Genomic DNA, 13,685 nt, shown 5'->3' with positions numbered 1-13,685 from the left:
AGAGCCATGAGAACGACGGCCCCGGGGCTGACCGGTTGCAGGCTCAGGTGGTAGGAACACGCGGTGACGTTCTACGAGGACATGACTCCCTACACCTACTGGAACGGTGGAGAGACCTTCACCGACATGACCACGGGCTATCGGTTTCTGAAGTTCGAGCCCCCGTACGAGCGCGTGAACGTCGGCTGGTTGTCGGGCGACCGGCCGTGGGCCGGCGGCGCGGCGCCGGCGGGCTTCGTCCAGCGGCTTGAGGCTGTCCTTGCCGTGCAGGCCGTCAACGAGATGCTGGGCCTCCACGAGTGCGAGCTCTGCCCGCCCTCGGACAGGCAGCCACCCGAGTCGTACAAGCCACGGCCCGGACATCAGCGAAGCAGTGTCGGCACAGGTGAGATCCGTATCCCGGACAGGCCGGGAAGAGCGTTCGCCGCTCCGACACTCATCGGGCACTACGTCATCGACCACGGATACAGGCCGCCCCAGCCCTTCATCGAGGCGGTCCTCGCGTTCGATCCGAGTGGTCACGTGCCCGCACGATATCCGTGGGCCCACTTCCCCTGGGTCCCCGAGAACGCGGACCACTACGACGCCTCGGTCGAGTGACCCGTCTGCGGCCGGGCCGCGGCCCGGCCACAGACGCGCCGCCGCAGGCCCGTAGCCGTGGCTCCGTGTGCCCGCCTTGACACGGGGAGCGGGGTCCGGCAAGAACCCGATCGCCCAAAGACCGGGCCCACCTCTAGGGTGAGCCCGTGACCGTTGCTGCCACCGCTCTGGTGGGTATCGCCTTCGATGGCTTCACCCAGGCCCGGGTCCGTCTCACCCGCACGATCGAGGAGACCGGGAACCTGTACGCCGTCATGCCGCCGACGATGGAGACCGGCAGCGCTGTCGAGGACGTCGGCATCCGGCACTCCGAAGTCCGGGCCTGGGTGCCCGGGTGGTGAACACACCCTCCCCCTCTACCGTCGGCGAAGGAGTCGAGCACGTGATGACGCAGGCGTGGGACTGGTCGTCCCTGAAGGCCATGAGCCGGCCGACCTCCGAGCTCCCCCAATATCTGGAGCGGCTGGTGACCGGTAGCCCCGAGGAGAGCCACAGAGCCCGCTCGGTCCTCTACTGCCAGGTCTCCAACCAGGGACAGCTCTACACCGCGGCCGCGGCGTGCGCGGACTTCCTCGCCGCGCACGCCCGCGCCGGCGGGCGGCTGAACAGCGCTGCGCTGGGAACTCTGGAGGAGATCCTCAGCGCCAGGACCCCGGGGTCCACGGTCCTCGTCGGCGGCAGAGCGGTCGACACCGCCGCGTACTGCCGGGCCCGGATTCTGGACGCCGTCCCCGACATCCTGCGCACCGCAGACCCGGCCGACCTCGACCAGTTCCGGGGGGTCTGCTTCCTCGTCCCCCAACTCGCCGACAGCGCACCCCAGATCCTCGACTTCCTGCACCGCCACGCCACCCACCCCCACCCCGACGTCCGCAAGGCCGTCCTCGAAGCGCTGGAAGAAGCCGAAGAAGTCGTACGCGACGGCCACAACCCCTGACCACCAGTCGTACCGTCGGCGGCGCAGCACGGTGCCGGTTCCTGCAGCCGGCCAGCTGTCACCGGGTGCCGGTCTCGATCAGCGTGAAGTGCCCCCATGCTCGGCCTCCACCTCATTACCGCCACCAAGTGGCGAGCCCGAGCGGCCACCGACTGGACCGCCTACCTCCAGGCCCGGTCGGCCGCCTGGGCCGCGTCAACATGAGCGGTGACACGCCGACCGCCGGGTGACGCATCCTCATCAGACGGTCGATCAGGTAGTCGTGGCCTCATGATCCGTTTCACGTGGCGCCGTACCGCCACACTCCTCGCCGCACTCGCCCTGACCGCCGTGTCGGCCGCGAGCCCCGCCTACGCCGAGACCTCCGCCCCGGCCGTCCGCGCGACGGCCTCGTATCGGGCGCTTCCGGAACCGCCGCCGGTCTACACAGCCCGCGACGAACTCGCCGATCTGCCCGTCTCCGAACCGCATTCCATGGATGGCTACAGCCGCGCCAAGTTCCCGCACTGGGCCCTCCAGTACGGCACCTGCGACACCCGTGAGGTCGTCCTCGAACGCGACGGCCAGGACGTCGCCCAGGATGACCAGTGCCACGCTGTCTCCGGCGTCTGGACCAGCCCGTACGACGGCAAGACCTTCACCAACTCGAAAGATCTCGATGTAGATCATCTGGTGCCGCTCGCGAATGCCTGGCGCTCCGGCGCCGACCTGTGGGACACCAAGACCCGCAAGGCCTTCGCCAACGACCTCGTCGACCCCCAGCTCGTCGCCGTCTCCGCCGCCAGCAACCGCGCCAAGGCCGACAAGGGCCCCGAGGCGTGGCGCCCGCCGCTTCGCTCCTACTGGTGTACCTACTCCCGGGCGTGGGTCCACATGAAGAGCCTCTACCACCTCAACGTTACCGCCAGCGAACAGCAGGCCCTGGCCGACATGCTCGACACCTGCGCGTAGCAGCACCCGGTGCGGGTGGTGGCCGACCTCTGATCCGCCCGGGCGCGTGACCGGTGCGGTCAGCCAGCAGGGCTGACCGCACCGGCGTGGAGCGTACGTTGCCGGCGCCCCGAGGCAGCTGATGCCTCGGGGCGTGCCGTCAGGACGGCCTGGCGGGCCGCGCGGCCGCGCCGCACTATCAGCCACTGGCATGAGGCTCCCGGCAGCAGTTGGTCGGATCGCGTTCCGGCGCGGCGCCGACTGTCACACCGACAACCCCGCCGAGCCTGTAGCACGGATGTCGGGCTTGTGGTGCTGCCATTGGAAGGCAGCGGTGGCCGCCGCGCGTCTAGTCTCCGGTCCAAGAGCGTGAGAGCCGAGTCCGGGGAGAGCGCCGTGCCGTCCATTCGCAACCTCAACGCGTGCACCGAGTTGGCCGTGTACAAGACTGTCCGGCTGCGAGGCGGCGGCTTCGAGGCGTTCGGCTGCCGCGCGCACCGGCGCAGGGTCGCGTACGTCGCCGGCGCGGCCAGCTGCGGCGGCATGTTCCGGGCCACGGAGGCGCTCCAGTGCGGCACCGTGATCGACCACCGGCCCTTCGAGCGGATCATGGACGCGCACCACCGGGGCTGGCTGCCCGACATGGAGCCGCCGACCGGCGAGATCGGCCGGCGCACCTGGGTCCACCGACTCCGGAGCGCTCACGACTACCGCTACGACGTACTGGCCGAGCACTATCCGTCGGCGCTCGACCAGGTCGACCTCGCGCTGGCCCTGGCCGAGTCGCTCGTCGACCCGGGCGAGCGGGAAGCGGACCTGGAAGCGCGCGTCCTGGCCGCGATGGCCGCGGCCGAGACGGCCTACCGGCGAGCGGTCATGCCGATGACCACACCCGACGAACCCTGGAAGCACCCGTAGGAGCCGCCTCCCGGCGCGCGCCGCGGGCCCGCGCGTCGTCCCGCCCGGCGTCCGGCTCGTCTCGGCGCTGAGTGCCTGGCCGTCGTCCGGCCCGCTGTGTCCCCGTCCCCGTCCCCCGTCCCCGTTTGTGTCGGCCGTCGCCTGTCTTGGTGCCGCCTGTCCGGCCGCGGTCCGGCTCGCCGCGCTGTCGTTCCGGCAGCCTCCGTCGGTGTTGAGCGCCCCCGCCCCCGTCGGATACCGCAGTGTCCTCGGCGGGGAGGGGGTTTCGCCGGAGCTGCCCGCCGGACACCACGGGGCCGGGATACTCGCCCCGTGACGACAAAGAGCCCCTGGTCGCCAAGGCGGCCTACGTCCGCCCGCACGAGTACCCGCTTTCGGCCCTGACACTGGAGACGGCGGGCGAGGCCGTCGGCGAGATCGCCGCCGAGCTCACCGCCGTCGCACAGGACACCGCGCCTCCGGTCGTCCTCTACGTCCTCCCCGCCTGGGTCCTGAGGGCCTTGCGGGAAGTCCTCGCGGCGTTGCACGCCGCGGCCGGGGACGAGGAGTCGTCCCTGCGGTCGACGCTGCTGCTGCTCGGGGAGAGCCTGGACCCCCCGAGGGTCCGGACGCCGGCCGAGATGGCGGCGGACCTGGAGCCGGTGGTCGGGGTCCTGGCCCTCGACGGCCCGGCGGTACGGGCCGCGGCCACCGACCTGGCCCTGAACCGGTGGCAGGCCGGCACCGAAACGGCGCTCACCGAGGTCTTCGCGCAGTGGGTCCACCTCGGGGTCCAGCTGTAGGCGAAGCGGTACCCAGCGCCGCGCCGGACGGTAGCCCGCTCGGCGGTCCGGGCGTGCGGCAGACAGCCGGCGCCGACGCGATAGCCACCCGCCCGCCCACTGCGCGCGCCGGACGCGTACCGGATCGGTGCGGCCGGCCCGCGCCGGGCCAGCCCGGGTTACGCCGTCAGGACGGCCTGGTGGGCCGCGCGGCCGCGCCGTACTACCCGCCGGGGTACCCCCGCAGCACGCCCCGACGACCGAGGAGCCCCCGTGCCGCCGACCGTCCGCCGTCTCACCCACTGTCCGGCGCCCGCCACCCACGCCACGGCCCGGCAGAGCCGGCACCAGCCCCCGCGCCTGCGATGGGTGATCTACTCCTGCCGCCACCACGGAGAGATCCTCGCCCGGGACTTCGGGGGGCTTCACCACCTGCGGCCGCGGGACGCCGCCGACCGCACGCACTACGCCTGCGGCACCATGCTCGACCACCGCCCCGCCACCCAGATCATGGAGGACTTCTTCCGCCTCTGGCTCATCACCCCCCAGCCGCAGGGCGAGCACCGGACCTGGGTCGACCGGCTGCGCGCCAACGTCCAGGAGAGGACCTGGACCCCCGAGATCGCCGGGCACCTCGACGCCGCCCTGACCGTCGCGGCCTCCGCCCCGCCCGGCCAGCACACCCAGGAACAGCTCTCCACCCTGCTGCGCCACCTGGCCGCCGCCGAGCACGAGGACCTGCGCACCCGACCCGGCCGCGTCTTCCTCCCGCCCGGCGGCGAGCCCTGGCGCCGAGGCCGGCGCACCGTCGCGACCACGGCGCCAGTCCGCACGAGGCCGCTGGTGCTGGACCTGCCGAGGATCCTGCCCGGCACCCCCGCCTGGATCCGGCCCGCCCCCTACCTCGCCGACGTCCTCGGCCTGGCCGCCGCCGCGGCCCGCGCCCGTCCGCACGACTACCCCCTGCCGGCCCTGACCCTGGACAACGCGGCCGACCTCCTCAAGGACCTCGCGGCCAGCCTCCCCGACACCCCGCCAGACACCGCCACCCAGGCCGTCCTCTACCCCCTGCCCGCCTGGGCCCTCAACGCCCTACGCGACGTCACCGCCGCACTGCGCACCGCGGCCGAGGACGAGACGAACCCACGGCCCGCGCTGCGGCCGACGCTGTTGCTCCTCGGGGAGGACCTGGACTACCCGACGCCGGCCGAGATGGCGGCGGGCCTCGAATCGCTGCTCGTGGTGCTGGAGCTCGACGGCCCGGCGGTACGCGAGGTGGTGGCCGATCTGATGCTGGGCCGGCGCCGCAAGCGCCACCGGACGGCGCTCGACGAGGTCCACGCGCAGTGGGCGCGCCTCGGAGTGCCGCTCTAGTCTCCTCAGGGAAGCTCGCTCCGGCCACCGGCCCCCTGGCTGCCGACCCCGCCTGCTGGGGCTCCGGGCCGAGTCGGGCGCGGGCCTGGCACAGCGAGGATTTGTTCACCCGCTATAGCGCGGTGGTGCCTGGCAGGCCGGTGGCCGGCAGGCGCACCGCCTTCCAGCACTGTCAACACCCGGGGCGATGCCGCGGGCGGCCCTTCCCTCAGGTCACAGGCAGATCTATGGTGATCGCCCGGCCACCTCGCCGGAAGAAGGGCCCAGCATGGCGCGCACGATCGCCGATGCGTTCCTGTTCGACTCCACCTGGGGCGACGGCGGACTCGAACCGCCCGGCTCGGGAGCGGTGCTCCCGCTTCCCCGACATCCCTTCGACTGGCCGCAGCTCGCCAAGATCCTCCGGGACAGCCTCGACGGAGAGCTGACCATCATCGTGGACACGAGGGGCAACCTGCGCCTGCGATAGCCCAGCCGCCGATCTCCGCCGATCCCCACCAGGTGACGACGGCTATGCCGTCGTCACCACGGCTACCAACACCTGGAAGTTCGGCGCCGGTGGCCGTGCCCGCTACGAGCCACGATCTTCGGACCCGCGCTGCTGGAACTGGGCCGGCGACACCGCCTGACCCGCCCGGACCGCCGTGCCTCTCCGACCCGCGCACACTGGACGGGCCGGTCCGCGCCCGAACCCCCAAGCGGACAGCGGACCGGCCCCGGCCGAGGTGTCAGCGCCAGGTCACCTCGATGTGCTGCACCAGGAACACCACCGCGGCGAGGAGTGCCCCGGCGCCGGTGTTCGACAGCACCGAGCCCAGCATCCGGCCCGGATCCCGCCAGGCCGGCCGCTCCGGCTGTGTCGCCATCCGGGAGTACCGGTTCGTCCTGCCGGTGCACGGCGCGGGGCGCTGCCGTGAACTGCGTGTGGTCATGAAGGATCCCCTCCGTCGTGGATGGCTGAACGGACTCAGCCGCACACGACGACGTTCCAGTGTGCGCGGCGCCTCGGGCAGGGCGGGGCGGGCCCGGTGCGAGAAGTAAGAATGTCGGACCCCGCGCGTAGGGTGGTCCGAATGGCGGTGTCCGTCTGAGACGCACCGCTTCCCCCAGCGAGGAGCTCAGATGGGACCTGACCCCACGCCGGCCGACGGCACGGAAACAACGCCAGTTCGTCGACGGACACGCCCGCTGTCCAGCTCCACGGCCTCCCACGACGTTGTTGGACTCGACACCATTGGGGCGCAGGCGGCGATCGGCGCGAGCTTGGCCGAAGTCGCGATGCCCATCCACCGCATGATCGCCGACATATCGAAGTCCCAGTCGGTCCTCGACCAGCACGGGATCGCGACCGCAAGCTTGAAGAGCACGCTGGATTCGGTCAGCCGGATGATGGCGGGCCAGCTGAAGCTCTCAGGGATCAACACCGCCGTGGAGTCGCTTGGCCGAGGAGCGGCCGAGCAGGTGCGGCTCTCCGGACTGAGCGGCACGCTGGATTCGGTCAGCCGGATGATGGCGGGCCAGCTGAAGGCCTCAGGGCTGAATACCACCCTGGAGTCGCTTGGCCGAGGAGCGGCCGAGCAGGTACGGCTCTTCGGGCTCAGCGGCACTGCGGAATCGTTCGGTCGGGCGGACGCAAGACCGGTTCTTGTGGATCTCGCGAAGTCGGCCGTCCTCGGGTACCCGGCTGCGTCAGTGCGCAACGCGTTTGCCGACGCAGCCCGCATGGCGGCAGGCCCCCAGAACAGCTACTGGCTCTCGATCCAGGCGCAGAAGGCGATCCTCCAGGTCGAGGCAGACCGCACCCTCCCGCTCACGGCTACGCTGGCCCAGCTGACTGAAATCGGACAACTCCACGCCGACCTGACGGGCGCGCTCTCCCGGGTCCGTATCCCCGACGCTCCAGATCTCAGCGCCCGACCTGTCGGTCACTGGCGGAACTACATCGCTGATCTTCCGCCGCTCCCCACCCCCGGCCACATCGAGAACGTCCTTGTCTCTGGACAGACCTCTCTCGGCATCGTGGCCGCCGAGGTAGCAATCTCTGCGGATCCCGACGAACGCGATGACGCCGCCTTCGATGTCGAGCAGCAGATCCTGGCCCCTTGGCAACAAGCCCGCCAGGACGTCGTGGACGAGCTCTACGCTCACCTTCGCGAGTTCGACCCGACGGTACCCGGACTTCTGGACGGCGCCTGGGACGACATCGCGCGACAAGGCCCGGGCGCTGTCGACAAAGCAGCCAGCTGCATCGTCGAAGCACTCGACCGAACTCTCCGCAAGGCCGCTCCGAACGATGTCCTGAAGGCCTGGTTCCCCACGTCCGGACTCGACCGCAAGCTCTGGCCGGACCCGGATAAGCAGCCGCCGCACGCCCTGCGCATCAGATACATCGCAGGCCCCTCGAAGGAGGAGGCCAAGGTGGCCATCGGCATGGTGGAGAGCATTCTCGTGATGAACACCCACATCAGAGGCAGAGTTCAGAGCATCAAGCACACCGGCCAAGGTGACATCAACAGCGTGCGAGCCCTGCTGATGAGCGCCGAACACGTTCTTCGGATGCTCTTCCTCATGTGAGACCAGACCGGATGGACGCTCGCGCCGCCAACCGGACCGGAGTCCACCTTCGCGCTGGCATAGTCGCGGGCACAGGAGGGGGCGCGTTCCCTCGCTGGAGAAAGGCTGGCCTGTCGCCCCGGACCCCGAGCTGGCACAGGTCGATCCCGGCTCGTGCCCATGGTGTCGGTGCCGACTGCGATGCTGGCGCCACAGACCCTGCCTCGGCCGCCGTTCGCGTCGGCGGCGAGCTCGGTCTGCTCCTGGACACCGGTTGGAGCGTTGGGCAGTTTGTCGAGGGCGCCGCGATCCCCACCGAGATCGGCCGGTACGGCGCCGACGGACACTCCCGTCCGGCGCCTCAGAAGGTGGCCCAGCAGGGGGCAGGCTCGCCGGACAGCCACACTTCTCGTCAATGTGACATAAACTGCTGGCGGGTGGTCAGCTCTGGCCACCCTGCTCTCGCGTGCCCAGGAGGCGTGCCGTGGTCGACCAGTCGATGGAACCCCATGTGAATCTCGCGTTCGGTCTCCGAGCCGTACCCGGCGGGTACGCGGTGCTGCTCGGTGCCGGCGCCTCGGTGTCCTCCGGGATGCTCTCGGCCTGGGGTGTCCAGTGCGACCTGATCAGCAAGATCGCCACTGTCGAAGGCGCGGAGATACCCGACACCGACACGGGGCCGTACGACTGGTACGTGAGCCGCTTCGACCGCGAGCCCGCCTACGACACCCTCCTGGACGACCTGGCCAAGACCCGCAGCGAGCGCCAGGCTCTGCTGCGCAGCTACTTCGAGCCGAACGAGACCGAGCGGGAGCAGGGCCTCAAGCGCCCGACGGACGCTCACCGGGCCCTGGCCCGGCTGGTCGCCTCCGGGCACATCAGGGTGATCATCACCCTGAACTTCGACCACCTGGTCGAGAGCGCCCTGCGCAACGAGGGCCTCAACCCGGCCGTCATCAGGCACCCGACCGACCTGATCGGGATGCTTCCCCTGCATGCTCAGCGCCAAGGCGTCGTCGTCCACCTCCACGGCGACTACCTCGACCCCACCAGTATGCGCAACACCCCCGAGGAACTGGCCGAGTACGAGCCGGAGGTCAACCGCTTCCTCGACCAGGTCTTCGACGAGTACGGCCTCATCATCGCCGGCTGGTCCGCCATCTACGACCCGGCCCTGGGCACCGCCCTCAAGCGCTGCCCCACCCGCCGCTTCGCCACCTACTGGGCCGACCCCTACCCCCTGTCCGCCGCCGCCTCCGAGCTACTGAAGCACCGTCAGGGCACCTACGTCGCGGCCAATGCCGACCGCTTCCTCAGCCGGACCGCCGACGCCGTCACGGCCCTCGCCGAGAGTAACCGCAACAATCCCAACAACATCGCCGTCGCGGTCGCCACCGCCAAGCGCGAACTGCGCGGCCAGGGCCCCGCCATCAACCTCCACGACGCCCTACGCCGCGAAACCGCCCGGATCGCCGACCATCCGCTGCGCACGGCCACCTCCGACATCCCCCAGCCCGAGCTGCAAGCCGAACACGGGCGGCGGCTCACCGAATGGGAAGCCGAGACCGAGACGCTGGCCGCCCTCACCGCAGTCACCGCCTACTGGGGCAACGACACCACCGACCGGTACTGGTTCGCCGACATCGAGCGCCTCGCCACCACCACCTGGGACACCGGGCAGGCCTCGCTCAACCACCTGCGCCGTGCGCCGGCCACCCTGCTCCTGCACAGCGCCGGGGTAGCCGCCGTCGCCGCCGAACGCTGGCCTCTGGTGGCACGCCTGCTCACCGGCCCCCGCGCCCAGGACATCCTGCGTCGGGAAGACCAGTCGGCCGCAGCCCTTCTGGGCCCCGAGACCGTCCTAGGCCTCCGCACGTCGTCGGCGCAGCTGTACCAGTACCTCAAGCCCATCTTCACCAGCCATGTGGTGGCCAACGAGAGCGCCTTCACCGAAGCGTGGGAGCGGTTCGAGTACCTGCGCCTCCTCGTCCAACAGGACGCCCAGCAGTCCGTCGAAACGCCCTATCTCCGCGTCGCCGGATGGCGCGGCGACTACCGCCCGCTGGCCTCGAACTGGCTCGACCGCGAACTCGGCCCCCGGGACAATCCGCACTCCCAGCTGATGGCCACCCAGCATCCCCTGCTGCTCTCAGGGTTCCTCGGCGGTGATCCCGACCGGATCACCACCGCGCAGCAGACACTGGCCACCCACATCACCCAGTGGGTCGACCGCATCGACGCGACCACCTTGCCCGTCAACCGGTCCGGGCCGTTCTACCCCAACGACCTGAACTGACGGGACCCAAACGGGCCGGAGGCCGCCACCCATCAGGGTGGCGGCCTCCAGCGCGTTCTTAGGGCCTCGGCAGCCTACCGCCGAGCCACAACATCACCCCTGATGAGGCCCGCTACGCCCACTCCACGCCGTGCTCGGCGAGCTGCGCGAGCTGGCCCGGGGTCAGCTTCGCCCGCCGGCTCTTCTGGTTGTTGAGCCAGGTGCCCAGCGCGAAGTGAGACACCACCACCTGCTCCTCGCCACCGGGGCCAGCCTCCACAGCCTCCATCTCCTCCTTGTGCGGGCGCCTGACGGCCGCGTGCCCTTCACGCTCGACGAAGGCGGCGAGCGCCGCCAGGCCCTGCTGGAACCGGTCGGTGCGGGATACCTTCGGCTTCGCCTCGGCGGCGGCCTTGGCGGCCACCAGTTCCTGGTCCTCCTCGATGCCGAGCGCCGTCAGCAGGTCCCGCTGCTCCTGGTCGAGCTCGGCCCAGCCGGCCCGCTGCGCCCGCACCCAGCGGCCGAGGGGCTCGCCTTCGAAGACGACATCCTCGGACAGCTGCCTCCAGTCGACGCGGCCGTCGGCCTCCAGCCACCACCGACGGGCCGCGGCGTAGGTGCGCTGCCAGGTGATCGGCCAGGCGGGGCACCACCAGGGGTCGATCTCCTCCAACTGCCGGCGCCGGTGGGCCGAGAGCGCCCCGGCCTGGTCGGCGGGAACCTGGGCGGCAGCCCGCAGGGCGGAGAGCCAGGTGCCGATCGGGTAGCCGCCGATCGACGCCCGGGCGGGCGCCGCCAGGCTGCCGCCGTGCTCGCGCGCCCAGACCCGAGCCCAGTCCAGGCCGGCCTCGAACCGCGCGTCCGGCACCGACCACACCATCCCCAGCGCGTCGAGCATGTCGACCCGATGTGGCGCCAGATCACCCGCCGCGTACTCCACCCGCCGACCCGAAAGCCATTTCCCGAGCGGGAACTTCCCCTCTTTCCCGGTCATCGCCGAATAGGGCACCTCAAGATTCCCGAATTCCTGGTGCCAGGCCCTGGCGTGCGAGATCCCCTCACGCCAGTACTGCCCCTCTCCGGTCAGCACCCGGGTCCGCACGAAAAGCGCCAGAGAATCCGGGTCCTTCGGCGCCAGGAACCGCACCGGCAAGCTGAACGACGGCTTCCCGCCAGGCCCCGAGAGCCCGGGCGGCTGCACCGCCTCGGCGCTGCGCCCGCTGGTGCGGTGCCCGCTGTGCTGGGGGACGGCGAGGTTCTCGACGACCTTGGCGTCGTGGGCCCGCAGCGAGGTGAGGATCTTGACCAGGGGCGCGTAGGAGTCCGACTCCAGGAAATCGTCGGGTTCCTCGTCGTCCTTGAGGAAGACCGGTACAAGAAGGGACGCGACCTTATCCGGGTTATCGGGGTCGAGACGGACGGCCCGGCCGATCCGCTGGATGTTTTGGACCATCGAGCCGTGGCCCCGGAGGAGCACCCCGTCAGCGCTCGGGATATCGACCCCTTCACCGAGGACGACGCAATTCGAGAGGACAGCGTGCTGAAGTCCTTCGTTCTCGGCCGTTCCGAAGCCGCCGATGACCTCCTGCCGGAAATCCGTCGGGTGCTCCCCGGAAATCCACTGCGACCAGAACTCCTCCGGATACTTGTCCGGGTCCTCGCCGTTGAGGCGTTCCACGGTCTGGTTCAGCGTCTCGGAGAAATACCGGGCCTCGATGGTGCGGGTATGGAAGGTGATGACCCTCCGAAGTTTCCGTTCCGCCATCGTCTTGATCAGCGCGGCCTGGATCGCGGCGACCCGTTCGGGGTGGACCTGGTCGTCCTCCTCGTCCTCGCCCACCCCCGGCCCGTACGGCAGGGGCTGACGCCGCGCCGCCGCGCGGTTCCTCACCGGGTCGCGCAGCTCCATCACCACGATCTCGAACGGTGCCAGCAGCTTCTGGTCGACCGCGGCCTGGAGCCCCAGGTCGAACACGCACTCCCCGTAGACCGCGGTGTCGTCCATGGAGCACAGCAGGCCCTCCTCCAGCGGCTGGTAGGCGCCCTCGCGCCGCCGTACCGACCTGGGCGGCGCCCACACCCGCGGCGTCGCCGTCATGTACAGCCGGCGCACCGCCGGGATCGCCTCCTGGTCGTGCACCACCGTCCAGGTCTTCTCCACCGATCCCGACGACCGGTGGGCCTCGTCGCACAGCATCAGGTCCAGCGGGGGCACGGGCCCGCCCATCAGGGCGGGGTCGACCCGGTAGGCGTCCTTGATGGCGCCGGTGGAGGCGTAGGTGGCGAACAGCGTGACGGGTCGGTGCCTCCGGGCCGCGGAGGTGAGCCAGTAGGCGATCTGCACCGGGTTGGTCGAGCGCTCCACGTCGTACGGCAGCTCGCCGGCCTCCAGCGAGCACACTGCGTACATCTCGCCCGCGCGGCCGGCCCTGCGCCACGACGCGATCATCTGCAGCAGCAGGTCGAGGGTCGGCACCACCACCAGGACGGAGCCCCGCGGCGCGATCCGCTGTCCGGCCACCGCCCCGACGTAGCTCTTCCCGGTGCCCGTGGCCATCTTCACGTTCACCCGCAGCCCGACCGGCACCTCCACCCCCGGCCGCTGCGACAGCCCCCGCACGATGGCCTCCAGGGCCTCCTCCTGGTGCCCCCGCAGCGTGATCCCCTCGGGCTCCTGAGCCTCGGCCAGGAAAGTCTCCACGCTCACAGAAAGGTCTCCCCTCGAATGCCCCGGACCGGACCCGGGATCTGGCAGGAAATACTGACGGTGCGTTTCTGATACAATTGCCGGACGAACGCGTGAGGCCGTTCAGAATTGCAATAAGGGCCCATTTGCGAGCGGGCCTCAAATAGCCTATCAGGTCCCGCGCAGAATTCCTGGGAATCCTTGAATCGGCGGATCCGGACCCCGTGTTTGGCAGGATCTCATGACAGGGTAAGACTGATACACCGGCACTGGTCACTCGCACTTCGAGAGTAGCGCACCACCGGCCAGAATGGGGCCCGAATCTCGGCCTAGACCACTCCGAGAGGGAGTGAAGCCGTCCCGCACGCGCCCCCTCAGCGCCACCTCTCCCCTCAGTCAGCCTGCCGTGAGATCAGCCAAAATCCCAGCTCAACAACTTGATCAGACATCAGCCCACCGGCGCCATGGAGCGAAGCGGAGTGGCGCCGGCCCGGACGCGAAGCGCCGGGCCCACCCGGGCGAAGCCCGGGTGCGGACACGCGGAGCGGGTCCGCCGGCCGTCCGAAGGACGGCCGCGAACGGAGGGCCGAAGGCCCGTAGGGGGGTCTGTTATAAACAACATAAGCTGCCCACCACACGTAGAGTGTTGAT

General features: G+C 70.5%; 12 protein-coding genes. 10 read left to right on the top strand and 2 right to left on the bottom strand.

Annotation, left to right across the window (positions count from 1 at the left end):
* Positions 1 to 63: 63 nt before the first annotated feature.
* The 8 genes from ACFWP2_RS28890 to ACFWP2_RS28855 all read left to right on the top strand — a co-directional run bounded on the left by ACFWP2_RS28890 (position 64) and on the right by ACFWP2_RS28855 (position 5,989).
* Entirely contained in the window at positions 64 to 600 is a 537-nt protein-coding gene (locus ACFWP2_RS28890) for a hypothetical protein (RefSeq protein WP_380456726.1), read from the top strand.
* A 146-nt stretch (positions 601 to 746) separates the two neighbouring features.
* Positions 747 to 941: a hypothetical protein gene (locus tag ACFWP2_RS28885; RefSeq protein WP_380456724.1), complete on the top strand. Its 195-nt coding sequence runs from the start codon at positions 747 to 749 to the stop codon at positions 939 to 941.
* A 41-nt stretch (positions 942 to 982) separates the two neighbouring features.
* A complete protein-coding gene (locus ACFWP2_RS28880; RefSeq protein WP_380456722.1) occupies positions 983 to 1,537 on the top strand; it encodes a hypothetical protein in 555 nt (184 codons plus the stop codon).
* A gap of 270 nt (positions 1,538 to 1,807) precedes the next feature.
* Positions 1,808 to 2,488 carry a DUF1524 domain-containing protein gene (locus ACFWP2_RS28875; RefSeq protein ID WP_380456720.1) on the top strand — a complete coding sequence of 227 codons (681 nt, stop codon included), beginning with the start codon at positions 1,808 to 1,810 and terminating at the stop codon, positions 2,486 to 2,488.
* Between the two features lie 375 nt (positions 2,489 to 2,863).
* The gene (locus tag ACFWP2_RS28870; protein WP_380456718.1) at positions 2,864 to 3,385 is read left to right on the top strand and encodes a hypothetical protein; all 522 of its coding nucleotides are present in this window, start codon (positions 2,864 to 2,866) and stop codon (positions 3,383 to 3,385) included.
* A gap of 242 nt (positions 3,386 to 3,627) precedes the next feature.
* Positions 3,628 to 4,167 (top strand): hypothetical protein, encoded by a 540-nt coding sequence (locus tag ACFWP2_RS28865; protein ID WP_380456716.1) that lies wholly within the window; start codon positions 3,628 to 3,630, stop codon positions 4,165 to 4,167.
* Positions 4,168 to 4,419: 252 nt separating this feature from the next.
* Positions 4,420 to 5,520, top strand: coding sequence for a hypothetical protein (locus ACFWP2_RS28860; RefSeq protein WP_380456714.1), 1,101 nt, complete (start codon positions 4,420 to 4,422; stop codon positions 5,518 to 5,520).
* Between the two features lie 268 nt (positions 5,521 to 5,788).
* On the top strand, positions 5,789 to 5,989 hold the full coding sequence (locus ACFWP2_RS28855) for a hypothetical protein (RefSeq protein WP_380456712.1): 201 nt from the start codon (positions 5,789 to 5,791) through the stop codon (positions 5,987 to 5,989).
* 259 nt (positions 5,990 to 6,248) lie between these two features.
* Here ACFWP2_RS28855 and ACFWP2_RS28850 read toward each other — a convergent pair whose 3' ends face one another.
* Positions 6,249 to 6,386, bottom strand: a complete 138-nt coding sequence (locus ACFWP2_RS28850) for a hypothetical protein (RefSeq protein WP_380456710.1) — start codon at positions 6,384 to 6,386, stop codon at positions 6,249 to 6,251.
* Between the two features lie 256 nt (positions 6,387 to 6,642).
* On the opposite strand from ACFWP2_RS28850, the gene ACFWP2_RS28845 reads away from it, so the two are divergent.
* Together ACFWP2_RS28845 and ACFWP2_RS28840 are read left to right on the top strand one after the other, a co-directional pair.
* Positions 6,643 to 8,094, top strand: a complete 1,452-nt coding sequence (locus ACFWP2_RS28845; protein ID WP_380456708.1) for a hypothetical protein — start codon at positions 6,643 to 6,645, stop codon at positions 8,092 to 8,094.
* Between the two features lie 445 nt (positions 8,095 to 8,539).
* Positions 8,540 to 10,369, top strand: coding sequence for an SIR2 family protein (locus ACFWP2_RS28840; protein ID WP_380456706.1), 1,830 nt, complete (start codon positions 8,540 to 8,542; stop codon positions 10,367 to 10,369).
* Between the two features lie 112 nt (positions 10,370 to 10,481).
* Here ACFWP2_RS28840 and ACFWP2_RS28835 read toward each other — a convergent pair whose 3' ends face one another.
* Positions 10,482 to 13,055, bottom strand: a complete 2,574-nt coding sequence (locus ACFWP2_RS28835; RefSeq protein WP_380456704.1) for a Helicase associated domain protein — start codon at positions 13,053 to 13,055, stop codon at positions 10,482 to 10,484.
* Positions 13,056 to 13,685 lie beyond the last annotated feature (630 nt).

This window comes from Kitasatospora sp. NPDC058444, assembly GCF_042721415.1.
In the GTDB taxonomy this organism is placed as follows: Bacteria; Actinomycetota; Actinomycetes; order Streptomycetales; family Streptomycetaceae; genus Kitasatospora.
Note: the sequence above shows the minus strand (reverse complement) of the source record. Positions and strands in the feature narration are given on the sequence as shown.